This window comes from Frigoribacterium sp. CFBP 13712 (assembly GCF_014842255.1).
Classification (GTDB): Bacteria; Actinomycetota; Actinomycetes; order Actinomycetales; family Microbacteriaceae; genus Frigoribacterium.
This window is the reverse complement of sequence record NZ_JACYVH010000004.1, coordinates 116,889-139,508: the sequence shown is the minus strand read 5'-3', so window position 1 is coordinate 139,508 and position 22,620 is coordinate 116,889. Positions and strand designations below refer to the sequence as shown.

The window sequence follows — 22,620 nt, the reverse complement described above, 5'->3', positions numbered from 1 at the left end:
CGAGCATGCCAGGTGCCGGTCGGCGCGGTGGCGCCGTCCGACCGCGATGGTGAGCGGTCGCCCCCCGGAGGGCCCTGTGGAGGAGTCGTCGGCCCGTGCATCAGAAGCTCACGCTCGGAGCGATGAGGCGGAACGCGAACGCGAACCCGGCGAGGGCGACGAGCGCGACGACGACGAGCACCCGGCCGGTGACGACCGCCCAGCCGCGTCGTGCCCGGACGGCCTGCCACGCGACGATCGCGGCGGGCACGACGGCCAGCACGCCGAGCAGCTGAAGCGCCTGCAGCACCCGCAGGGTCGTGGCCGACACCTCGGCGAACGACATGGCCTGCACGGCGACGACCGCCCAGCCGACGAGGGCGAGCATCGTCGACGCCTGCCCGAGCCGCGAGAGCAGCAGCGTCCGGTCGCGACGGCGCGGTGCGGTGCGGGGCGCGACGGCGGTGCCCGGAACCGGGGCGGTGCCACGGCGGGAGCGCGACCCGAGACCGGCGAGCGCGGTCGCGGGCCAGACGATCAGCGACACCAGCAGCACCACGACGGAGGCGATGACGAGGGGCAGGGCGACCGACGCCGCCTGCCAGGGCTCCGCCCGCAGCATGGTGAAGGAGGCGCCCCACGAGATGGCGGTCACGGCCGCGTCCGGGTCGGTCGCGTCGTCCGTCCGCGTCGCGAGCACGGCGTCTCCGCCCACCTCGCGCCACAGGTCGGGCTCGACCTGCTCGTAGACGCCCGTGGTGACCCCGAGCGGCTTCGGGGTGACCGAGACGGTGCCGTCGGCGCGCGGGGCGACGACGGTCTGACCGCTGAGCGCCAGCAGCGACCCGAAGTTCGTCACCGGCGAGCGCGACGAGACGTACGTGCCCGCCAGCGCGGCGGCGTCGGAGCCGGCCGACTCGGCGTCGGAGCCGCTCTCCGCGACCGCACCCGCGCCTCCTCGGCTGTCGCTCTCGTCGGCGCTCTCGTCTGCGCTGCCGCCCGTGCTCTCACCCGCGTCGCGCAGGTAGCGGTCGGCGAAGCCCTGCAGCACGGTGGTCCGCAGGTCCAGGGAGTCGGTCGCCGAGCGCCCGCTGCCGTTCATCGTGATGAAGATGCCCGCGTCGTGCTCGGGGAAGATCCGCATGGCCGTGTGGAACACCTGGGTGTCGCCGTCGTGCCCGAAGGCCGGGACACCGGGGGTGCTGTCGTCGAAGAACGCGAGGTCCATGCGCTGCCCGGCGGCCAGGGTGCCGAGGTCGTCGGAGTCGAGGGCGGGGCGGTGCATCTCGGCGAGCGCGTCGTCGCCGAGCAGCGAGGCCCCGTCGGGCAGCTCGCCGAGGTGGGCGAGCATGAAGCGGGCCATGTCGGTGGCGCTCGAGGTCATCGCGCCGGCGGGGGCCGCGTTGACGACCTCCGTGGGCGACGCCGGCTTCGAGTCGTCGGCGTAGCCCTTCGCGAGGCGGGCGTCGAGGGCGTCGGGCAGCGGCTGCTCGAACGACGACGAGGTCATCCCCGCCGGCTCGAACACGTCGTGCTGCAGCAGCTCGGCGAACGGCTCGCCTCCGACCCGCTCGGCGATGTAGCCGGCGAGGGTGGCGCCGTAGTTCGAGTAGGCGGGCGTCGTCCCGGGCGCGTAGACCTGCGCGGGCGGCGCGGCCGAGACGGCGTCGTGCAGCGACACCTCGCTGCCGGGGGTGCCGATCAGGCCCGAGATGACCTCCTCGAAGCCCGCGGTGTGCGTCAGCAGGTGCCGCAGGGTGATCGCGCCCTTCGGGGTGTCGAGGTCGAAGTCGAGGTACTGCTGCACGTCGGCGTCGAGGTCGAGGTCGCCGCGTTCGACGAGCTGCATGATCGCCGTCGCCGAGACGACCTTCGAGACGGAGCCGACGCGGAACAGGGTCTCGTCGGGGTCGACGGGCACGACCGTCCCGCTCTCGGTGCCCGTGTCGGCGACGCCGTAGCCCCGTGCGGTGAGCAGCTCGCCGCCCGAGACGACCGACACGGACGCCCCGGGGATCCCCGTCGTCTGCAGCGCGGAGCCGACGGCCCCGTCGAGCCAGCCGTCGACGTCGTCGGCGGTCAGGGTGTGCCCGCCGGGCTGGTGGCGGGGAGGGGCGGGAGGCGCGGTGTCGGCGGTCGCGCCGCTCGCGGCCCCCGCGGAGCACGCGGCGAGCGGCAGGGCGAGGGCGACGGCGGCCGTCGCGGCGGCGAGTCGGGGCAGGAGGCGCGGCGCACGGGGGCGACGCCGCGGCGGTCGGATGGTCGGTGTCGTTGTCATGCCTCTACGCTCGCCGTCGCGGCCCCGTCGCACAGGAGGCGCAGGTCGGGACATCGCCTACGACCTGAGTCGTAGGCGGCCGGCCCGCGCGTCGCCCCCGGCCCGCGCCTACACTCCGGGGCGACCCCTGCGCCCGTCGAGTCGTCTCTGGAGGCCCCATCCCCGTGACCGCGCCGTCCCCGTCCCGTCTCGCGCGCCTCCTCGTCTGGTGGGTGCGGGACTACGCCTACGCCGCGCACTGGCAGCTGCGCGCGGTGCTCGCACCGAGGGGCGAGGCCGAGTACCTCGCGGGCGACGGGAGACCCGTGCTGGTCGTGCCCGGCGTCTGGGAGACCTGGGCGTTCCTCCGTCCGCTGATCGCGCGGGTCCACTCCGAGGGGCATCCCGTGCACGTGCTGTCGGCGCTCCGCTGGAACGGCCGCCCGGTCGAGGCGGCGGCACGGGACGTCGCGGCCCACCTCGAGCGGCACGATCTCCGCGACGTGGTCATCGTCGCCCATAGCAAGGGCGGTCTGATCGGCAAGTACGTCATGGCCCGGCTCGACCCCGACCGCCGGGTCGACACGATGGTGGCGATCTGCGCGCCCTTCTCGGGGTCGAGGTACGCCCGCTGGCTGCCGCTGTCGACCCTCCGCGCGTTCTCGCCCCGCGACGCCACGACGATGCTGCTCGGACGCGACGAGAGCGTGAACAGCCGCATCGTCTCGATCTACGGGGAGTTCGATCCGCACATCCCCGAGGGCAGCGAGCTGCCGGGGGCCGAGAACGTACGGCTGTCGGCGGGCGGGCACTTCCGGGTGCTGGCGCTGCCGCGGACGATAGCCACGGTGCTCGCCGTCGCAGCGGGGTCGCCCCGCCGAGGGTGAGACGGCCGCTTCGGCATGCTGAATTTGTTGCGCTAGCGCGTACACTCTAAGCATGTCTGTGTCAGCGGAGGGTCGTCTAGCCGGCCTCGCCGCGGGCCAGTGGGGGATGCTCACTGCTGTCCAGGCGAACGGCGAGGGCATCGCTCGAAGCACGATCGCGCGACGCGAGAAGGCAGGCACGCTCGAACGGATGCGACCGGGCGTCTACCGGCTGCCCGGTGTGCCGACGGATCGTCTGGATGACATTCGGGCCGCGTGGCTGGCCAGTGATCCTGCAGCCATCGCCCGCGATCGACTCGTCGACCCCGATGTCGTCGTCGGTGGCGCCGCCGCAGCGTGGGTCCACGAGATCGGGGACCTCTACCCGGCCCCGTACCTGCTCTATACGGCGAAGCGCCGTCAGACCGCGCACGACGACGTGCGCTACAGCCGGCGCCACCTGTCTCGGGCCGACGTGATGATCCTCGACGGCCTTCCCGTCACCACCCGAGAGCGCACGATCGCAGATCTCCTGGACGAGGGCGACCTCTCCCTCGTCGCCGACGCTCTGGGCGACGCGGAACGCTCCGACGACGACCTCGACATCCCGGCTCTCGTCCGACACCTCGATGCCCACGCGAAGCGACTGGGTCACGCGAACGGCACCGACGTGTATGCCGAGCTGCGGACACTCGCCGGCGTCGACGCGGCACGCCTCAAGGACCTCGTCGTCAGGACCGACCTCACGGAACGCCTGAGCGCTGAGCTCGGCCAGCAGATGCAGCAAGCCCTCGCCCCGATCCTCTTCGAGCTGAACGCATCTGTCGAAGGAATGGGCCCCGACACGTTCGCGCCCCTGCGAGAGCAGCTCGACGAACAGGCCGAGCGGATGATGGCCCCTTTCCGCAAGCAGCTCGACGAACAGGTGCGGCGGCTGACAGCCCCCACCCGCGAAGCCCTGAGGGGATACCTGTCGCCGTATCCTCCCCGCGTGAAGCTCCCCAGCGCGGCGCTGCCTGAGATCGCCCTGCCGCCAGCCATCCAGGCAATGCTGCGCGACCTCGCGCAGCACAGCGCGCGAACTGCGGTGCAGACGGGAGGGCGACCGGAGGGCCGTGCGCGAAGCGGGGAGGTCGACCGCGAGACGATCGACGAGGAGGTCCGATGACTGAGAGTGACGGCTACGCGACGCCGGAAGCCACCTGGGCGGCCATCCGGTCAGCTGCGAAGAACGGCGCTGCAGCCGTCGGCGTCCAGTCGGCGACGCTTCAGCAGCTGCTCCTCTTCGACCGTCTGCTGTCTCGTGTGTTCGAGGGAGAGGGTCCGTTCGTCTTGAAAGGGGGAACGCGCATGCTCGCATTCATCCCCCGTGCCCGGGCGACGGTCGACATCGACCTCGAAACCGTCGCAGCCAGCGTCGACGATGCGGTCACGGCTCTGGACGGACTCCTCGAGCGCGACAACGGCGATCGCCTCCGCTTCGTCCGCGTCGGCAAGAACCAAGGTTCAGGCAGTGCAGACCAGCCGAATGTGACGATGATCAAACTCATCTATGAAGCCGTCGGCACCCGTCAGCGGGTCAAGCTCGACCTCGCGATCCACGACCGCGCTGGAGCCGCGACCGTCCGGGCGAATCCGAGTTTCCGTGTTCCCCTCGGTCGCGACGTCCCCGCGCCGGAGTACGTGATGATCGCCGTCGAGCAGCAGATCGCCGACAAGGTCGCCGCCATGATGGAGCGACACCATGGTGGCGACGGGCGCTCCTCGCGGGCGAAGGACCTCGTGGACCTCGCCCTCATCGCTCAGAACCTGCCCTGCGACGCGACGATGCTGCGCGAGGCGCTCGACGTTCAGACAGCCACTCGTCACCTGGATCCTTTCACTGCGATCGATGCGTCCAGCTCCATCCGAGGCACGTTCGCCACGGTCGCGAAGAAGGCCCCGGATCTCGAGCTCACCTGGCAGGAAGCCGAGGCGCTGGCGAACCGGATGGTCGCGCCGGTCCTCGACGGCTCCGTGACGTCTGGCCGATGGGACCCCGTTCGGAGCACGTGGGCGTAGCGCGTCAAGCGGAGATGAGGCGGGCGGGTTCGACGCGGTCCTCCTCTGGGAGCACGATCATGTCGCTGCTCAGCCCGAGACGGCCGCCAGGGTCACCGCGGTCGCAGCCGTGTTCAGGACGACGTGCATGCAGACCGGTGCCCAGAGGGTCCGGTGGAATTCGCGCAAGTAGGCGAGCGACAGGCCGAGGAGGAGCATGTACGGCAGCAGGATCGGCACGCCGTGGCAGGCGGCGAAGATCGCGGCGCTGATCAGCGACGCCGGCAGCGGGCCGAGGCGCCGCCGCATCCCGCCGTGGACGAGCCCGCGGAAGACGACCTCCTCCCACAGCGGGGTGAGGAGGGCCACCCCGACGAACGCCGCGACGATCTGGACCGTGCTCGTCCCGCCGAACAGCGTGTCGACGGCGTCGCCCCGGCCGGCGGGAGCCCCCGTGATCGCCACGGCGGCACCCTGGACCACGAGCAGCAGCACGAAGATCGACGGGATCTGCCAGAGCAGATGGAGCATCCGGGCGGTGGGCCGTCGCAGACCGACGTCGCGCCATCCGCTCCCCGCACGACGGAGACCGAGATGCAGCGTCAGCAGCATCACCACGGGGTGCGCGACGAGCGCCGCCGCCAGCACGGGGACGGCGGCCGCGCGCGCACCGGGGATGAACAGCAGCCCGAGCACGACGGCCCCGAAGAGGACGACCGTGGCGGCGAGGAGGATCGCGAGGAGGGCGACTGTGGCGCGGGGGCGGAGCGACGGGAGCATGCCTCCGTCGACGCCCTGCGGACGGACGTCGCGCCGGTCGACGGCGGCAGGAGGTGCGGGTGGCGCCGTCGGGGCGTGCTCGTGACTCACGGGTCCTCTTCTCGTCGGCGTCCGGTCGGCGCGTCGGGGCCGCGACCCCAGTGTGGGCGACGGGTCGCCGCCGCGACTCGACCGGACGGATGAGATCCCGCCGCCCGCCGCTCGCCGCTCGCCGCCCGCCGCCCGCCGCTCGGCGGGAGGGGTCAGGCCCGGTGGCGCCAGCGCTGGGCGACGACACCGGCGACGAGGCCCGCAGCGGCCAGGAGGGCGAGCGGCGCGTCGAGCCCGACCGTCGCCGCGGCGCCGATCACAGCGGCGAACAGCAGCCCGTCGAGTGACCAGAGCACGCGGACGGCCGCCATCGGGTCGCCCATCGGCGACGAGATCGGGGTGAGGAGCACCGGTGGCAACGGGCCCTTCAGCGCCTGACCGACCCGGAGCAGCAGGGTCGTCACCCCGAGCGCCATCGCCGACAGGATCGGGGCTCCGCTCGCCGCCGAGAGCGACACCACCACCGCGGCCGAGACGAGCACGAGCACGACGACCGCGAGGGGGAGCAGCGAATGCGAGACGAGCAGCCTCCCGTCGCCGATGCCGTAGAGCGGCACGTCGGCCGCCACCGCTGCGGCGTGCCGGATGCCGTCGGTGAGCGGCCCCGTCGCGGCGAAGACGATCAGCCCGGCCGCAGCACCGAGCAGCCAGCCGGGGCCGGGTGACACCACCGCGTAGCCGAGCAGCAGTCCGCCGACCCCCAGGGCGATCAGCCCGACGACGAGTCGACCGGGCGTGCGGGCGGCACCGATCGCGTCGCGCACGAAGAACGCGACGCCGAGACCGTGCCCCGGTCGCACGGCCCGCACGCGACGGCCCACGTGGGGCGCCTTCCGGTAGACGGTCGCCGCCGCCCCGAACTCCGTGCCCAGGGCCGAGCTCGTCGCGGCCTGCCACCGCGCCGCCTGGACCGCCGTCTCCGCCGGGTGCAGCCGCGACAGCAGGGCCGGCACCATGGCGACGGCCACGAGGACGAGTGCGACGAGCCCGGCCAGAGCCCCTGACGGAGGAGGGGCGGTGCCGAGCGGGTAGGCCAGGCCGACCCAGCCCCACGGGGTGCTCGCCTGCAGGGCGGGCGACGACAGGCCGCCGCTCGCGAGGGCGACGATGCCGATCGCGACGGGCAGGGCGACCCGCGGGTGCGTCTGCCCGGCCAGCCAGGCCGCGGTCGCGACGACGCCGACCAGCGCCCCGACGATCGTGAAGACCACGGCCTGCTCGGCGCTCGCGAACCCCCGATGAGCCAGGGAGGCGCCGGTCAGGCCCGCCGCGCCGGTGCAGATCGCGACCACGAGCGCCCCGCATCTCAGCAGCGGGCCGCGGAAGACGACGCGATAGGGCAGGTCGCTGGTCGCCAGGGCATGGAGGAGGAACGGCGGCAGCAGCGCGGGCCCGCGCTCCCGCCCGAGCAGCAGGGCGGCCGCCCAGACGGCGGCGACGATCAGGCCCGCCGACGCGGGCGCGGTGGACGTCGTCAGGGCGGCGATGCCCTCTGCGCCGGTGAGGCCCTGCCACAGCGCGCGTGCGAGCGGGGCGACGACGACTCCGGCCACCGCGACGAGCAGGTAGCCGAGGTAGAGGCGGTCGCCGGTCGTCGTGGTCGAGCGTGCGCGCCAGATCGCGACGGCCGAGCGGGGGCGCGGGCTCATGCCGCCGGGTCCAGCTGCAGGAAGCGGTCGCCGATCGCCTCGGCCAGCGGTCGGCTGTGGGTGGCGACGACGAGCGTCGCACCGCCGTCGCGGCGGGCGCGGAGTGCTCGGCCCACGACCTCGAGGTGCTCGGGGTCGAGTCTCTGCTCCGGCTCGTCGACGATGAGGACGTCGAACGGCCGGGCGAGCACGAGGGCGAGGCCGAACAGCTGCGTCTGCCCCGACGACAGCTCGTGCGGGAACCTGCGCCCGAGCGTGCTCAGGCCGAGCTCGGCGAGCACCGACCCCGCGAGCGATCCGGCGGTCGACTCGTCGACCCAGGTGGCGGCGACGAGCAGCACGTGGTCGGCGACCGTGAGATCGGGTGCCATCGGCGGCAGTCCGATCATCGAGGCGACGCGTCGGCGGAAGCCACGATCGCACGGATCGACGGCGTCGCCGTCGATGCGCACGACTCCGCTCGTCGGTCGACGCGAGCCCGCCAGCACCCGCAGGAGCGTCGTCTTGCCCGCGCCGTTCCCGCCCCGGACGACCAGCGCCTCCCCGGGGCCGACGACGACCGAGACGGGCGGGAGCAGCGTCGATCCGCCTGTGGCGACAGCCACTCCGTCGGCATCGATCATGCGTCGAGGGTAGCGGCCGGGCCCCGCCGCCCGCCGCTCGGCGGGACGGGTTAGGTCGTGCTGGCTTTCGGCGGAGCGATCGGGTGCCCTACCTTCTGACCATGGAGATGCTGAACTGCTTCAAGTGGTCGCACGAGGGTCACTCGTACATGGCCTGCGACTTCGGCGCCTTCGTCCAGATCCGCCACTGGATGTCCGACTCGGAGGTGCGTCGGTCGGTCGACATCGCCGAGGGTCGCGAGTGGTCGCACAAGGTGCAGTCGAAGGGCACCCGCTTCACCGTGCGGGCGGAGTCCGGATCCCCGTTCTCGGTGACCGCCCCCGTGCTCGTCGCCGATCAGCTGCTGCGTCTGCTCGAGCGCGTGGCGCCGACGACGACGCCCTGACCCGGGCCCGGTCGTCAGGCCCGCCCGCCGGCCTCGACGATGCGGGTGCCGGTCTCACGGAGGTCGGCGAGGGCCTCGCCGCCGCCCGTCACGTCGAGCACCAGACCGGAGACGCCGTCGAGCGGCAGCACCTGGTGCGGTGACGCGGCGCCGATCTTCTCGCCGCTGCCGAGCACCCAGGTCTCGGCGGCCCGCGAGGCGAGGACCCGCTTCATCGCCGCCTCCTCCGGGTCGCCGGTGGTGAGACCGGTGGATGCGCGGATGCCCGTCACACCGAGCAGGAACAGGTCGGCGTTCACCCGCGACGCGGACTCGACCGCGGCCGCGCCCATCGCGACCGCCGAGTGCTTGAAGAGCCGACCGCCGATCAGGATCACGTCGGCGTCGTGCTCGAGGAGCGCGGCCGCGATCGTCGGGCTGTGCGTGACGATCGTCAGCTCGAGGGTCGTCGGCAGGAGGCGGACCAGATCGAGGGTCGTGGTGCCCCCGTCGAGGATCACCGTCGCCCCGGGCTGCAGCAGATCGAGAGCCGCGGCCGCGACCAGGCGCTTGCTGTCGGTCGCGATGTCGGCCCGGGTCGCGTAGTCGGCGACGGCGGGCGAGGCCGAGACGGCGCCGCCGTAGACGCGGGTCAGCAGCCCCTCGGAGGCGAGCTCGCGGAGGTCGCGTCGGATGCTGTCCTCCGAGAGGCCGAACTCGACCGCGATGTCCTTCGCGACGATGCGCCCGTCGCGGCGCAACCGCTCGAGGAGCACGTCTCGTCGTTCTGCTGCCCACATGTTCTCACTCTTTCACGATTGTGCATGTTTGTTCGTGTTTGCCCTAGTGTACGGGCATGACCACTTCTCTCATGATCCTCATCGCCGGCCCGTACGCGTCGGGGACCGACGGCGACCCCGCTCTGATGCAGCAGAACCTCGAGCGTCTCGAGACGGCGGCCTGGCCGCTCTTCGAGGCGGGTCACCTGCCGGTGATCGGCGAATGGGTCGCCCTGCCCGTGCTCCGCAGCGCGGGGGCCTCCGGGCCGACCGATCCGCTGGCGGCGCAGGTCATGTACCCGACCGCCGAGAGACTGCTGCAGCGCTGCGATGCCGTGCTGCGCCTCCCCGGCTCGTCGCGCGGGGCGGATCAGGACGTCGCCATCGCCGAGGCTCGCGGCCTGCCCGTCTACCACGACCTGGCCGACGTGCCCGGGGTGAGGTGAGGCGGGGGCGCGTACCCCTACGAGCCGCCCGCCTCGCCGATCGACTCCCCGAAGAGTCGGCGCCGGTTCTCACCCGAAGAGGACCGGTTCGGCTGACCCCTGTCTAGTTGCACGACAGCCGTTCCCCTACTCGGCCAGGCTCTTTAACAGGAACTGGTTGAAAAAGTATGCCTGGTCGCCTGTCTCGTCGCGTCGAGGGGGAGCGGGGGTGCTGTCGACTGTGCTTCGATGTCGTTCTGCGGATGTTCACCGAGACCAGACGGATGCTCGCGGACCGATTCGAAAGGTCCTGATGGGTTCCGATGCGTCACCTCTTTCTCTGACACAGCCTCCCGACGACGAGGCCCTCGATCCGCTGTCGGCATCGGGCCGGGTGCTCGCCGCGATCTACGAGATGCAGGACGCCGAGGCTCTGTACCGCGCCCGTCTCCGACGGAGGCTGGCCGTCAGCGCCAGCGAGCTCGCGACGGTGCAGTACCTCGCGCGCCTCGGCAGTCGCGGACTCGAGGCCCGGGTCATCGACGTCGCCGCGCATCTCGGCGTCACCACCGGCGCCGCCTCCATCATCGTCACCCGTCTCGCCGCCCGGGGGTACATCACCAAACGGCCCGACCCCCGCGACGGCCGGGGGCAGCACCTCGACCTCACCCGCGTCGTCCGCGACGCCGTCGCGAGCGCGGCAGGCACCGGATCCCTGATCGCGATGACCCGCGTGGCGGCTCTCTCGGACCGCGAATCGCGGCGGATGGTCGCCCTGCTCTCGGGCATCACCACGGGGTTCGTCTCGGGTGCGCCTCCTGAGGTCTGAGCCCGGAGTCCGAAGCCCCGGGCGGGTGGGGCGCCCGGGGGCGCTTCACCCGGCCCGCCTGGGCCGGCGCTGACGACGGAAGAGGGCCCCGGCTGATGCCGGGGCCCTCTTCATGCGACAGGGGTGATCAGTCGGCGTCGACGACGACGGTCGTGATGACCGGGGTGCGACGGTGACGGCGCAGGAACCAGCGGCTCAGCCCGTCGGCGATGGCGTTCTCGGCGCCGGCTCCGTCGACATGACCGCGTGCGGTGGCCTCGGCCAGCGCCTTGGTCGCGACGTCTTCGGCCTGCGACATCCAGCCGGCCTCCTCCACGAAGCCGCGGGGCAGGAACTCGACCGGGTCGACGAGCTTCTGGGTGCCCTCGTCGAAGATGCCCAGCACGGTGATGTGGCCCTCTTCGGCGAGCGAGAGACGGTCTTTCAGCGCGTCCTCCGTCGCGACGCCGATGGTGGCGCCGTCGACGAAGACGTACGGGGCGGGGATGCGGCCGGCGATGCTGGCGCGGCCCCGGTCGAGGTCGACCACGACGCCGTCCTCGACGACGAGCACGCGGTCCTCCGGCACGCCGGTGGCGACGGCGAGGTCGGCGTTCGCCGTGAGGTGGCGCCACTCGCCGTGCACGGGCAGGACGTTCTTCGGCTTGACGATGTTGTAGCAGTAGGTGAGCTCGCCGGCGCTGGCGTGACCCGAGACGTGCACCTTCGCGTTGCCCTTGTGCACGACCGTGGCGCCCCAGCGGATCAGGCCGTTGATGACGCCGTAGATGGCGTTCTCGTTGCCGGGGATCAGCGAGCTGGCGAGCAGGATGGTGTCGCCCTCGCCGACCTTGATGATGTGCTCGCGGTTCGCCATGCGCGACAGCGCGGCCATCGGCTCGCCCTGCGAGCCGGTGCAGATCAGCACGATCTTGTTGTCGGCCATCTTGCTCAGCTGCTTGAGGTCGACGACGAGGCCCTTGGGGATGTTGAGGTAGCCGAGGTCGGACGCGATGCCCATGTTGCGCACCATCGAGCGACCGACGAAGGCGACCTTGCGGCCGTGCTTGTGAGCGGTGTCGAGCACCTGCTGGATGCGGTGGACGTGGCTCGCGAAGCTCGAGACGACGATGCGCTTGGGCGCCTCGCGGAAGACGCGGTCGATCGCCGCGCCGAGGTCCTTCTCGGCGGTGGTGAAGCCGGGCACCTCGGCGTTGGTGGAGTCCGTCATGAAGAGGTCGACGCCCTCGTCGCCCAGACGGGCGAAGTGGTTGAGGTCGGTGATCCGCTTGTCCATCGGGAACTGGTCCATCTTGAAGTCGCCCGTGTGCAGCACGATGCCGGCGCTCGTGCGGAGGGCGACGGCCAGACCGTCGGGGATGGAGTGGTTCACGGCCACGAACTCGAGGTCGAACGGGCCGGCCTGGTGGCGGTCGCCCGCGGCGACCTCGTGCGTGATCGGGGTGATCTTGTGCTCCTGCAGCTTCGCGGTGATGAACGCGAGGGTGAGCTTGGAGCCGATCAGCGGGATGTCGGGGCGCTCTTTGAGGAGGTAGGGCACGCCGCCGATGTGGTCTTCGTGACCGTGCGTCAGCACGATGGCCTCGACGTCTTTCAGACGGTCGCGCAGCGGGGTGAAGTCGGGCAGGATCACGTCGATGCCGGGCTGCGTCTCTTCGGGGAAGAGCACGCCGCAGTCGACGACGACCAGCTTGCCCTTGTTCTCGAAGAGGGTCATGTTGCGACCCACGTCGCCGAGGCCGCCGAGCGGCGTGACGCGCAGGGCGCCGCGCTTGAGCGGCTGGGGCTTCTTGAGGTCGAGGGAGTGCTTGGTGGTCTGCATAGAGGATCTTCTGTCTCTGAGGTGGGTTCTGCGGGCCGCACCTCTGGGCCAGGTGCGCGTGGTCGTACGGGTGGTGCTCTTGATGCGGATGGTGGAGCGGAGATCGGGAATCAGGTGCCAGCGATCTCGGGTGGTGCGAGAAGTCAGGGCGCGAACGCGTCGCGGGCCGTCGAGGGCCGAGGCTCCTAGTTTCGCACGCCCCCGCTGTCCGCCGCACCGCCCTCGTCGGCGAGGCGGCGGGCGACCGCGGTGACGGCCGCCCGACCCGCGCGATTCGCGCCGACGGTCGACTGCGACGGGCCGTAGCCGATCAGGTGCACGCGGGGGTCGAGTCGGGCGGCGGTGCCGTCGAGCGGCACGCCGCCGAGCGGGCCGCGCAACCCGAGACCGTCGAGGTGCCTCAGATCGGCGCGGAACCCCGTGGCCCAGACGACCGCGTCGACGCTCGTGCTCGAGCCGTCGGACTCGATGACGTGCCGTGCACCGAGCGCCGCGAACATCGGGCGACGGACGAGCACGCCCCGCCGGCGGGCCTCGACGGCGTACGAGGTCCAGCCGAGGCCGGTGTACGACACGATGCTGGCCGGCTCGCGCCCGGCCGCGGCGTCGGCCGCCACCCGGCGCTCGACGTCGACGCCGTCGAGGCTCTGCGTGAAGTCGTGGTCGAGGAACACCGGTTCGCGACGCGTGTACCAGAGCGTCGTGGCCACGCGGCTGATCTCGTCGAGCAGCTGCACCGCCGAGATGCCGCCGCCGACCACGGCGACCCGGAGACCGGCGAACTCGTCGGCGGAGACATAGTCGCGGGTGTGCAGCTGCCTGCCCGTGAAGACGTCGCGCCCCGGCAGGTCGGGGACGCGGGGTGCGTTCCAGGTGCCGGTGGCGTTGATGACGACCCGCGCCTCCCAGGCTCCCGCGGTGGTGTCGACCCGCAGGTCGCCGTCGGGGTCGTCGTCGACCGCGCGCACCCGGTCGACGTGCACGGGGCGCACGATCGGCAGCCCCTCGGCGGCCTCGTAGGCGGCGAAGTACCGGGGGACCGCGAGGCGGCTCGGCTCGCCGGGGTCCACCGGCGGCAGCGGCATGCCCGGCAGGTCGAAGATGCCGTTCACCGTGGCCATCCGCAGCGACTCCCAGCGGTGCTGCCACGCGCCTCCGGGGGCCCGGTCGGCGTCGAGGACGACGAAGGTGCGGTCGCCCGGGGCGTCGGTCGGGCGGGCGTCGAGCGCCGATGTGAAGCCGCGACGCCGCAGGTGGTGGGCGGCCGACAGCCCCGCCTGCCCACCGCCCACGACGACGACGGTCGCGTTCCGTGCGCTCATCGCGCGGCGATGACGCTCTCGGCGACCTGCACGAGTCGCGGAGCCTGACCGGCGTCGACGGGCCCCTCGTAGATCACGCGCATCCACGAGTCGTCGACGAGGACGTCGAGGTAGCAGATGCTCGACATCCCGTCGCACTGGAGGAGCCCGTCTTCGGCACCCGTCACCGTCACCGTCGTGAACCCGTCGGATGCGCCCGGTCCGGCGACGGCGTACTCGCGGAACCGTTCGTAACCCCACCGTGCTCCGGCCGAGACGTTCACCTGGATGCTCGTGTAGATCGGCAGGCCGTCGTCGTCCTGAGTCGTGCCCTCCGACTGGCAGTCGTACTCGTCGGAGGCTGCGGCGACGAGCGCGTTGCGACCGTCCGGGCTGGCCTCGGACCATGATGCGTCCAGCGACGGGTCCGCGAAGATCGTCCCCAGGGGCGTGACCAGGTCGAGCGTCGAGCAATCACCCGTCGCGACCCAGCGTCGCGAGGCGGCGTCGGCGGCCCACGGCGCCCTGGCCTCGAGGGGGCGCACGACGTCGGCGATCCGTCCGAGCTGGGCCACGACGAGATCGGTCGTGTCGCCGCCGAACTCCTGCGACTGCTCGTAGCCGGCCTCGATCCAGTAGTCGCCGACGACGACGGTGGCTGCACAGCGGAGAGCGTCACCGCAGGCCAGGGCCGAGTCGTCACCGAGTCCGAGGTCGGCGCCGGCGCCGCCCTCCCGCTTGGCGGCGAGGGCGTCGGCGGACGCCGGGTCGTCGAGGCTGATGTCGACCTCGAACACGGCGAAGTCCGCCTCGCTCGACGACGTCCACTGGCAGGTCTGGACTCCGTTCTGACGGAGCGACGCGTCACGGGGCGTGAAGACCAGGCCCTCCTCCTGCGCGAGCTCCGGCGCGCGCAGCAGCGACGTCAGCGACGACTCGGTCGCGAGGGTCGCGCAGTCCATCGGCAGATACGGCTGCGGCGTGCCGCCGACCGGCTGGGTCGAAGGAGGCGCGCTCGGCTCGGGCGTCGGGGTCGCGGTGGGCGTCGGGGCCGGGGGAGCCGAGACGGAAGCCGACGGCTCGGGCTGCGCGAGACCCTCGAAGGGCGAGGGCACGAAGCCCATCGCGACGGCGCCGCCGGCACTGCCCAGTCCGATGAGGGCGACGAGTCCGAACGCGATGCCGAAGCGCCGACCGGGTCGACGACGGGTCGTGTCGGCGGCCCGCTCGAGGACGTCCTTCTTCATCGAGACGAGCATGCGGGTGAGGTCGTCACCGGTGGGGGGCTCAGTGTTCATCGTGCGTCACCGCCTTTCGCAGTCGCGAGCGTGTTCGGGAGACCCGTTTGGTGACCGCCCCGACGGTCATGCCCAGACGGTCGGCGGCCTCGCGGTACGAGAGGCCCTCGATCAGGCAGAGCTCGCAGATGGCGCGGTCGTCGGGCGAGAGGGCGTCGATGGCCTCGCGGACGAAGCGCAGCATCTCGCGCGCCTCGGCCCCATCGGGCGCGACGAGGTCGTCGGGCAGCGCATCCGCCGCCGCGAGGGCGAGCTTGCGGCGCTGATTCGCAGCGTGGTTGCGGCAGACCACCAGCAGCCACGGCAGCAGCGAGTCGGTCGGCAGGGTCAGCCCGTTGCTCTTCTTCCAGAGCGTGACGAAGGTGTCCTGCACGATCTCCTCCACGTCCATGCGACTCGGCGCCAGAGCCCACGCGTACCGCGTGACCGTCGTGGCGTACCGGTCGAACAGCGCGGACAGCGCCTGTCTGCTGCCGGTCGCAGCGCGCTTGATCAGGTCAGCGTCGCTCATCGTGTGCGGATCCACATCCACCCCCTCACTAGAGGAGTGTCGCGTAAACGCCGATCCTGACCGAATCGGCCGGAATCCCTCTTCCGAAACCGCTTGGCCGCGAAACGAGTGCTCGGCGGCGTCTGTCTGGAAGCTCGCTGAGGGGGCGTGACCCCTGCCCCGATGGATGCGTCTGAATGATGTGTCCGCTTCACGGACTCGACGCCCGGGCCGCTCGCCCCCGCGTCGTCAGGAACAAAACAAGGAGAGATCATGAGCAACGTCACCCCCGCCACGACCGGGACCGCCGCCGCCAAGCACACCGCCTCCGACGCGGCCGGCAAGAACACCATCGTCGACGGCGTCGTGTCGAAGGTCGCGGGGATCGCTGCTCGCGAGGTGCCCGGGGTCCACGACCTGGGCAACGGCGCGGCCCGTGCCATCGGCGCCATCCGCAACGTCGTCAACCAGCAGGACCGCGGCCAGGGCGTCTCCGTCGAGGTCGGCGAGAAGCAGGTCGCCGCCGACATCGTCATCGTCGCCGAGTACCCCGTCGAGCTGCAGAAGGTCGCCGACGACGTCCGCAAGGCCGTCACCGACGCCATCACGCAGGTCGTCGGCATGGAGGTCGCCGAGGTCAACGTCACCGTCTCCGACGTGCACATCCCCTCGGACGACAACGACGACGCCGACGAGAGCCGCGTCCAGTAGTCGCTCGCGACACCCTCCGGCCGCACGGCCGGTGACCCTCCGGACGGCCCCCGCCCACCCTCGGCGGGGGCCGTCCGTCTGCCCTCAGACCCTCGAACCAGGAGCCACCATGACCGACGACAGCACCCCCGAGACCTCCTTCGCCGACCGCCTCCGCGGCCAGATCGGCAGCAAGGCCATCGACCCCGTCATCCGGGCGGTCCGCACCGAGATCGGCGCGGCCCGCGACGAGATCGCCGGGCGGGCGCGTGACGCTCGCGCCGGCATCGTGCTCGTCGTCCTGGGGGTCGTCCTCGCGCTGATCACCGTCGCGCTCGCCGCGACCGCCGGCGTCACGGCCCTCGCGCTCGTCCTGCCGCTCTGGGCCGCGACCCTCGTCGTGCTCGCCGTCTTCGCCGTCGCGGCCGCCCTCGTGCTCGCCGGCGGCCTGCGCGCCCTGAAGCGCGGCGTGCCCCCGGTGCCGGCCGACACCGTCAAGAACCTGACCCGGCGGCACTGAGCCGACCCGCGCCTCCTCGGCACCGGGCCAGCCCGCGTCCGTCCATGAGTCACGACACGCCGCGTCCCCCGAGGAGGCGCGGCGTGTCATGACTCCTCGACCGGAGGAGGGCGAGGCGGGTCCGGCGTCAGCCCATGTGGACGACGGGGCCCGAGGGCAGCAGGTCCTCTTTCGAGCCGCGGATCATGAAGAAGCTGATCGGCGCGGCCACGAGGGCGGCGACCGCGGCCCCGACGAAGGCGGCCTGGTAGCCGTCGACGAGGCCGCCGAGCCCCTGCAGGTCGCTGCCGGCCACGGCCGAGGTGTACAGGTTCGTGTAGACCGCGAGTCCGATCGACCCGCCGATCTGGATCATGGCGTTCGACGTGGCGCTCGCGGCGCCGGCCTCGTGCGGCGCGACGCCGGCGAGGGCCAGGTTCTGCATCGGCACGAAGATGCCGGCGAGGCCGACGCCCATCACGATCAGCGCGGGCAGCACATGCGTCGCGTAGGCGCCGTCGACGGTGATGAACGACAGCCAGAACAGGCCGGCCGCGGCCACGATCGGGCCGACGATCATGAGGATGCGCGGGCCGACGACCGGCAGCAGCTTCGTCAGGATCGGGGCCATCACCATGATGACGAGGGTCATCGGCAGGGTCGCGAGACCGGCCTCGAGCGGGCCGAAGCCGAGCACGATCTGCAGGTGGAAGGTCAGGTAGAGCAGCGCGCCGATCATGACGCTGCCGACGATCAGCTGCACCAGGAACGCCCCGCCGCGCACCCGGTTCGTGAGCACGCCGAGCGGCAGGAGGGGGTGGTCGCTGCGCTTCTGGATCAGCACGAACAGGGCGAGCAGCCCGGCGCCGAGCGCGATGAAGCCGATCACCACGGCCGAGTCCCAGCCGTCTTCGGCCTGCGTGAAGCCGTAGACGAGCGAGGCGAGCCCCAGCGCGACGACGATCGTGCCGGCGACGTCGAGGCGGTTGTCGCCCTCGGCCTTGCTCTCGCGCACGACGAGCGCCGCGGCCACGATGGCCACGATCACGATGGGCACGTTGACGAGCAGGCACCAGCGCCAGCTGACGAACTCGGTGAGCACCCCGCCGAGCACGAGGCCGACGGCGGCGCCGGCACCCGAGATCGCGCCGAAGACGGCGAACGCGGTGTTGCGCTCGCGACCACGGTCGAAGGTGGTGGTGAGCACCGCGAGGGCGGCGGGGGCGAGCAGCGCGGCGAAGACGCCCTGCAGGGCGCGCGCCGTGACGAGCAGCTCGCCGGTCGAGACGAGGCCGCCGAAGGCGGAGGCCGCACCGAAGCCGATCATGCCGACGATGAAGGTGCGCTTGCGACCCCAGAAGTCGGCGATGCGCCCGCCGAGCAGCAGCAGGGCGCCGAAGGCGAGGGCGTAGGCCGTGACGACCCACTGGCGGTTCTCGTCGCTCAGGCCGAGCTCGGCCTGGGCCTGGGGCAGGGCGATGTTGACGATCGTGCCGTCGAGCACGACGACGAGCTGCGCGAGCCCGACGATGACGAGCACCCACCAGCGGCGGGGCGAAGGAGGCGCGGTGCGGGTCGCACCGGTGGCGGGCGTTGCTTCTGAGGTGGTCACTGTTCTCCTGGATCGGGGTGCCGCACGACGAGCGGCCGTCGTGGACGGATCGATACTACCTACTGGTTGGTTGGCTCGTAAGCGGCTACGGTCATCTCATGGCCTACGACGCTGACGAGACCCGCCGCCGCATCCTCGCGGCGTCGACGGCGGAGTTCGCAGAGCACGGCCTCGCCGGCGCCCGCGTCGACCGCATCGCCGCCGCCGCCGGCTGCAGCAAGGAGCGTCTCTACGCGCACTTCGGCGACAAGGAGGCCCTGTTCACCGCGGTGCTGAACCACTCGTTCGCCGAGCTCGGCGTCGCCGCCGCCCCGCACTTCGCCACCGCGCCCGACTTCGCGGTCGCCATCTACGATCATCTCGTCGAGCACCCCGAGAACCACCGTCTGCTCGGCTGGGCCCGTCTCGAGCAGCGACACGACTGGGCGTCGTCGTTCGCCGTCCTCGACGAGGTGAGGCGCACCTCCGTCGGGCATCTCGATCGCCTCATCGGCGACGATGTGGCGTGGTCGGTCGACGACGTCTTCGCTCTGGTGCTCTCGATCGCGACGGCGTGGCTGCAGCTGCCGGGGCTGCCGCACGCCGCCGCCGGAGGGCCCGATCGCGCCGTGCAGCGCGAGATCGTGCGCGAGGCCGTCGCGCGCCTCCTCGGCTCGGCCTAGACCCGCCCCACAGCTCGGGCGTCGGCCGCAGAGCGACCGACGCCCGGAGCGGGCCTCGCAGCCGGCTACTTGGCGGTGGGTCCGTAGAAGCCCTCGATCTCGTCGAGCTCCATCTCGGCGGTCTGCTGGATGAGCGCCAGCAGATCCTTGTCGAGTCCCGGCGCGAACTCCTCGAGGCGCTCGGGCGCGATGGTCGAGGGGGCGCCCTGGGGTGCCTGCTCGTTCGAGACGAGCTCGGTGCCGTCGCTCGACGGCGACGAGCCCTGGAAGATCTTGCCGGCCTCCGACTTGCCGTCGAGATCGAACGTGTACTGCTTGCTCTGCAGCCCGAGGTCGAGCAGCTCCTTCACCTCGGGGAACTTCTCGGCGTTCGTCTTGGGGATCGGCAGCAGCTTGCCCCAGTCGACGCCGAGGGTCTCGAGCGCCTTGGCGTAGGCGTTCTCGTGAGCCTGGTCGCGGACGATGAGGTATGCGACCGTCTTGCGGGCGACCGGGTTGTCGGTCATCTCGTAGATGCGGCTCTTCTGCAGACGCCCCGTCGACTCGAGCATGAGGTTGTACAGCAGGTCGAGGGGCAGGTTGCCGCTGTTGTAGACGTAGCTGCCGCTCCACGGGTTGCCGACCGAGTCGACCGGCAGAGCTCCCTGCGCTCCGACCAGGTAGTGGTGGATGTTGCCCGTGTCGAGCGCGATGTTCAGCGGGGTGGCGCCGCCCGCGCCGGGGGTGTCGAGCGGGTCGGTGAGCTTGCCGGTGTAGTCGGGGCTGCCGTCGAGCAGGCGCGAGATCGTCGTGCCGATCAGCTCGACGTGGCTGATCTCCTCCGTGCCGATGCCCTGGATGAGGTCGCGGTAGGGCTTCGCCGCCGCGCCCCGGAAGTTCATCGCCTGGAAGAGGTACTGCATCATGGTGCGCATCTCGCCGAACTGGCCGCCGAGGCCCTCCTGCAGCGCGTTCGCCGCGGCGGGGTCGGGCTCGCCGTCGGCGATGTCGTTGATCCAGGTCTGTGCGTGGAAGTACATGTCGCCTCCTGATCGTGGCGGCACGTGCCGCCTCGGTCACCCTGCGCCTCCTTCGGGGGGTCTCGCGGCGTCGTGCACCAGCTTCTCAGCGGAGGCGTACCCCGTTCGGCGACGCCCTAGGCTCGCTGCGTGCTGCAGACCGTCGCGACCCGGGTGAGGTCGGCTCCGCCCCTACTCGTCGTGCTCGGCCTCTACGCCGTGTCCCGGCTGGTGTCGAGCGCCTGGCTGGGCGGGCTCTTCGCGCTCGCGACGACCCGCGGGTGGGAGTTCGCCAGCCATCGCAGCGACCCGGGCTTCGCCTCGTTCTCGGGCTCGTGGGACGCCAGCTTCTACCGCACCATCGCGCAGCAGGGGTATCCGACCGAGCTGCCGGTCGACGGGCGGGGTCGCGTCGAGCCGAACCCGTGGGCGTTCCTGCCGGTGTTCCCGATGCTGGTGCGGGGCATCGCCGCCGTGCTGGGCGTCGACCTCGCGGGCAACTCGTTCTTCGCCATCGGGCTGGTCGTCGCCACCATCGCCGGCGGCGGTGCCGCCGTCCTCCTGCACCGCATCGTCACCGAGACCGTCGGCGCCCCGAACGCCCTCTGGGCCGTCGCCCTGTTCTGCTTCGGACCGACCTCGTTCGTGCTGCAGGTCGCCTACGCCGAGAGCCTCATGCTGCTGCTCGTCTTCGCGGCGCTGCTGATGATGATCCGTCGGCGGTACCTGCTGATGATGCCGTTCGCCGTCGTCGCGGCGTTCACCCGGCCCGGCGTGCTGGCGCTGGCGCTGGGGCTGGCCGTGACGGGGGTCGTGCGCTTCGTGCGGGGTGCTTGGGGTGCGCGGGGTGCGGGGGGTGCGGGGGGGGGGGGGGGTGCTTGGGGTGCGTGGGCTGGGCGGCGTGCGTGGGCTGCGCGGGGTGCGTGGGCTGCGCGGGGTGCGTGGGCTGCGCGGGGTGCGCGGGCTGCGCGGGGTGCGCCCGGGGCTGACTCGGCGCGCGACGGTTTCGGGAGGCGTGAGCAGGTCTCGCTCGTCGTCACCGGGCTCGTCGTGGCGGCGGCGGGTCTCGCGTGGCCGGTCGTGGCGGACGTCGTCACCGGGCGGTCGGGGGCCTATCTCGACACCGAGCTCTCGTGGTGGGTCGGATTCGTCGGGCGTCAGCACTTCGCGCCGTTGACGCCGTGGTTCGTGATGGCGACGACCTTCCTGGGCGTGGCCGGGGTGGTCGTCGTGGTCGGCGTGCTGGCGGCCGTCGCGTGGTTCTTCTCCCGTCGCTCGACCCGGTCGCTCGGCATCGAGGTCTGGTCGTACTCGGCGGCCTACGTGCTGTATCTCGTGGCGGTGTTCCTGCCGCAGCAGAGTCTGCCGCGGCTGCTCATGCCGATCGCGCCGCTGCTCGGGCACCCCGCGATCGCACCGTCGCCGCGCCTCCGGAGGTCCCTGCTCGTCGGCGGCATCGCCCTGCAGCCCGTCGCCGTGGTGCTGCTCTGGTTCGTCGGGTACCCGTAGCGGGGGCCGGGCGCGACGGCCCTGAGGAGCCGGTGCTCGTGCGACACGACCCGCGAGTCGGGCTCCCGCCCTGGCCTGGGCCTGGCCCTGGGCTGGCGGCCGGGGTCTGGGGATGCGTAGTCCCGTCGGCAACTCCGGACTCGTGCGCGAACGAGAGCCCGGGCGACGCGTCGGGGCGGCCAGCGCGTCAGGGGGCAGGAGTTGCCGACGCGCGCCGGGTCGTCGGGGGGCGGCGTTGCTCGCGATGCTCGGGGTGCGCGTGCTGGCGGGGTCGGCGGGGGTGGTCGGCAACTCCTGCTCCGTGCGGCGCTGGGTGCTGCCGGTGCCGCGTGTCGCCGGGGTGCGTGACGGGAGGCAGGAGTTGCCGACGCGGGGGTGTCGGGGGCCGCGGTGCTCACGGTGCGCTCGGGGCGCTCGGGGCGCTCGGGGCGCTCGTGGCGCTCGGGACTTCCGGTGCGCGCGTGCTCGCGGTGGCCGGTGCTGGTGGGGTGGTCGGCAACTCCTGCTCCGTGCGGTGCTGGGTGCGATGGTGCCGCGTGTCGCCGTGTCGCGCGTCAGGAGGCAGGAGTTGCCGACGCGGGATCAGCGCAGGTCGCGGGAGTAGCAGACCGAGAGGTCGGCGCCGGCGTAGGGGCCGAAGCCGGGGATGGTCTCGTACCCCTCGCGCTCGTAGAAGCGGATCGCGTCGGGTTGCAGGGTGCCGGTCTCGAGCACGACGCGTCGGGCTCCGAGCCCCCGGGCGGCGTCTTCGAGCGCCCGCAGCACGGCGGTCGCGACGCCCGAGCCGCGAGCGGTCCGCTCGACGAACATGCGTTTGATCTCGACGGTGTCCGGGCCGACCACGGCGTCGTCGAGCGGGCGGAGGCCGCCGCAGGCGACCGCCCGACCGTCGGGGTCGCGGGCGACGATGAACACCGGGACGTCGGAGGCGGTCGGCACCGCGCCCGGTTCGTGGTCGTCGCTGCCGTATCGGGCGTCGAGCTCGCGGCGTTGGGCGCGGCGCAGCTGGTCGGCCTCGGGGTGGTCGAAGGGGATGGTCTCGATCTGCCAGGTCATG

At 72.2% G+C, this 22,620-nt stretch carries 22 protein-coding genes; 10 read left to right on the top strand and 12 right to left on the bottom strand.

Annotated elements, in window-relative coordinates; all coding sequences use genetic code 11:
* Positions 1 to 100 precede the first annotated feature (100 nt).
* Positions 101 to 2,257 carry a serine hydrolase gene (locus tag IFT51_RS09005; protein WP_192060751.1) on the bottom strand — a complete coding sequence of 719 codons (2,157 nt, stop codon included), beginning with the start codon at positions 2,255 to 2,257 and terminating at the stop codon, positions 101 to 103.
* A gap of 164 nt (positions 2,258 to 2,421) precedes the next feature.
* Between IFT51_RS09005 and IFT51_RS09000 the strand changes: the two genes are divergently transcribed.
* Genes IFT51_RS09000 through IFT51_RS08990 form a run of 3 tightly spaced genes read left to right on the top strand, consistent with a single transcriptional unit; the run spans position 2,422 to position 5,163 of the window.
* Positions 2,422 to 3,123, top strand: coding sequence for an alpha/beta hydrolase (locus IFT51_RS09000; protein ID WP_192060750.1), 702 nt, complete (start codon positions 2,422 to 2,424; stop codon positions 3,121 to 3,123).
* Between the two features lie 58 nt (positions 3,124 to 3,181).
* Positions 3,182 to 4,270 carry a type IV toxin-antitoxin system AbiEi family antitoxin domain-containing protein gene (locus IFT51_RS08995; RefSeq protein WP_192060749.1) on the top strand — a complete coding sequence of 363 codons (1,089 nt, stop codon included), beginning with the start codon at positions 3,182 to 3,184 and terminating at the stop codon, positions 4,268 to 4,270.
* Positions 4,267 to 5,163, top strand: coding sequence for a nucleotidyl transferase AbiEii/AbiGii toxin family protein (locus IFT51_RS08990; RefSeq protein WP_192060748.1), 897 nt, complete (start codon positions 4,267 to 4,269; stop codon positions 5,161 to 5,163). Before IFT51_RS08995 ends, IFT51_RS08990 begins: the two co-directional genes overlap by 4 nt.
* Before the next feature lie 69 nt (positions 5,164 to 5,232).
* On the opposite strand, the gene IFT51_RS15570 is transcribed toward IFT51_RS08990, so the two are convergent.
* The 3 genes from IFT51_RS15570 to IFT51_RS08975 all read right to left on the bottom strand — a co-directional run bounded on the left by IFT51_RS15570 (position 5,233) and on the right by IFT51_RS08975 (position 8,284).
* Entirely contained in the window at positions 5,233 to 6,012 is a 780-nt protein-coding gene (locus IFT51_RS15570; protein WP_192060747.1) for a CPBP family intramembrane glutamic endopeptidase, read from the bottom strand.
* Between the two features lie 152 nt (positions 6,013 to 6,164).
* Positions 6,165 to 7,661: a hypothetical protein gene (locus IFT51_RS08980; protein ID WP_192060746.1), complete on the bottom strand. Its 1,497-nt coding sequence runs from the start codon at positions 7,659 to 7,661 to the stop codon at positions 6,165 to 6,167.
* Positions 7,658 to 8,284: an ATP-binding cassette domain-containing protein gene (locus IFT51_RS08975; RefSeq protein ID WP_192060745.1), complete on the bottom strand. Its 627-nt coding sequence runs from the start codon at positions 8,282 to 8,284 to the stop codon at positions 7,658 to 7,660. Before IFT51_RS08975 ends, IFT51_RS08980 begins: the two co-directional genes overlap by 4 nt.
* Positions 8,285 to 8,367: 83 nt before the next feature.
* On the opposite strand from IFT51_RS08975, the gene IFT51_RS08970 reads away from it, so the two are divergent.
* On the top strand, positions 8,368 to 8,670 hold the full coding sequence (locus tag IFT51_RS08970; protein ID WP_192060744.1) for a hypothetical protein: 303 nt from the start codon (positions 8,368 to 8,370) through the stop codon (positions 8,668 to 8,670).
* A gap of 14 nt (positions 8,671 to 8,684) precedes the next feature.
* Here the strand turns inward: IFT51_RS08970 and IFT51_RS08965 are convergent, their stop codons facing one another.
* Complete coding sequence (locus IFT51_RS08965; RefSeq protein ID WP_192060743.1) at positions 8,685 to 9,449, bottom strand: DeoR/GlpR family DNA-binding transcription regulator; 765 nt, start codon at positions 9,447 to 9,449, stop codon at positions 8,685 to 8,687.
* A gap of 56 nt (positions 9,450 to 9,505) precedes the next feature.
* On the opposite strand from IFT51_RS08965, the gene IFT51_RS08960 reads away from it, so the two are divergent.
* Both IFT51_RS08960 and IFT51_RS08955 read left to right on the top strand, forming a co-directional pair.
* A complete protein-coding gene (locus IFT51_RS08960) occupies positions 9,506 to 9,874 on the top strand; it encodes a DUF4406 domain-containing protein (RefSeq protein WP_243215237.1) in 369 nt (122 codons plus the stop codon).
* Between the two features lie 292 nt (positions 9,875 to 10,166).
* Positions 10,167 to 10,682, top strand: coding sequence for a MarR family winged helix-turn-helix transcriptional regulator (locus IFT51_RS08955; protein ID WP_192060742.1), 516 nt, complete (start codon positions 10,167 to 10,169; stop codon positions 10,680 to 10,682).
* A 127-nt stretch (positions 10,683 to 10,809) separates the two neighbouring features.
* Here IFT51_RS08955 and IFT51_RS08950 read toward each other — a convergent pair whose 3' ends face one another.
* The 4 genes from IFT51_RS08950 to IFT51_RS08935 form a co-directional block, all read right to left on the bottom strand.
* Complete coding sequence (locus tag IFT51_RS08950; protein WP_192060741.1) at positions 10,810 to 12,504, bottom strand: ribonuclease J; 1,695 nt, start codon at positions 12,502 to 12,504, stop codon at positions 10,810 to 10,812.
* Between the two features lie 185 nt (positions 12,505 to 12,689).
* Positions 12,690 to 13,826, bottom strand: coding sequence for an NAD(P)-binding domain-containing protein (locus IFT51_RS08945; protein ID WP_192060740.1), 1,137 nt, complete (start codon positions 13,824 to 13,826; stop codon positions 12,690 to 12,692).
* Entirely contained in the window at positions 13,823 to 15,103 is a 1,281-nt protein-coding gene (locus IFT51_RS08940; protein ID WP_192060739.1) for a hypothetical protein, read from the bottom strand. Before IFT51_RS08940 ends, IFT51_RS08945 begins: the two co-directional genes overlap by 4 nt.
* Entirely contained in the window at positions 15,093 to 15,614 is a 522-nt protein-coding gene (locus tag IFT51_RS08935) for an RNA polymerase sigma factor (RefSeq protein WP_192060738.1), read from the bottom strand. Before IFT51_RS08935 ends, IFT51_RS08940 begins: the two co-directional genes overlap by 11 nt.
* A gap of 252 nt (positions 15,615 to 15,866) precedes the next feature.
* On the opposite strand from IFT51_RS08935, the gene IFT51_RS08930 reads away from it, so the two are divergent.
* A complete protein-coding gene (locus tag IFT51_RS08930; protein ID WP_192060737.1) occupies positions 15,867 to 16,304 on the top strand; it encodes an Asp23/Gls24 family envelope stress response protein in 438 nt (145 codons plus the stop codon).
* A 109-nt stretch (positions 16,305 to 16,413) separates the two neighbouring features.
* Positions 16,414 to 16,803, top strand: a complete 390-nt coding sequence (locus tag IFT51_RS08925; protein ID WP_192060736.1) for a phage holin family protein — start codon at positions 16,414 to 16,416, stop codon at positions 16,801 to 16,803.
* 127 nt (positions 16,804 to 16,930) lie between these two features.
* Here the strand turns inward: IFT51_RS08925 and IFT51_RS08920 are convergent, their stop codons facing one another.
* Positions 16,931 to 18,394: an MFS transporter gene (locus tag IFT51_RS08920; RefSeq protein WP_197981942.1), complete on the bottom strand. Its 1,464-nt coding sequence runs from the start codon at positions 18,392 to 18,394 to the stop codon at positions 16,931 to 16,933.
* A gap of 98 nt (positions 18,395 to 18,492) precedes the next feature.
* On the opposite strand from IFT51_RS08920, the gene IFT51_RS08915 reads away from it, so the two are divergent.
* A complete protein-coding gene (locus IFT51_RS08915; protein ID WP_192060735.1) occupies positions 18,493 to 19,056 on the top strand; it encodes a TetR family transcriptional regulator in 564 nt (187 codons plus the stop codon).
* A gap of 65 nt (positions 19,057 to 19,121) precedes the next feature.
* Here the strand turns inward: IFT51_RS08915 and IFT51_RS08910 are convergent, their stop codons facing one another.
* Positions 19,122 to 20,075: a manganese catalase family protein gene (locus tag IFT51_RS08910; protein ID WP_192060734.1), complete on the bottom strand. Its 954-nt coding sequence runs from the start codon at positions 20,073 to 20,075 to the stop codon at positions 19,122 to 19,124.
* A 129-nt stretch (positions 20,076 to 20,204) separates the two neighbouring features.
* Between IFT51_RS08910 and IFT51_RS08905 the strand changes: the two genes are divergently transcribed.
* Positions 20,205 to 21,563, top strand: coding sequence for a mannosyltransferase family protein (locus IFT51_RS08905; protein ID WP_192060733.1), 1,359 nt, complete (start codon positions 20,205 to 20,207; stop codon positions 21,561 to 21,563).
* A 582-nt stretch (positions 21,564 to 22,145) separates the two neighbouring features.
* Here the strand turns inward: IFT51_RS08905 and IFT51_RS08900 are convergent.
* Positions 22,146 to 22,619, bottom strand: coding sequence for a GNAT family N-acetyltransferase (locus IFT51_RS08900; protein ID WP_192060732.1), 474 nt, complete (start codon positions 22,617 to 22,619; stop codon positions 22,146 to 22,148).
* Between the last annotated feature and the right edge of the window lies 1 nt (position 22,620).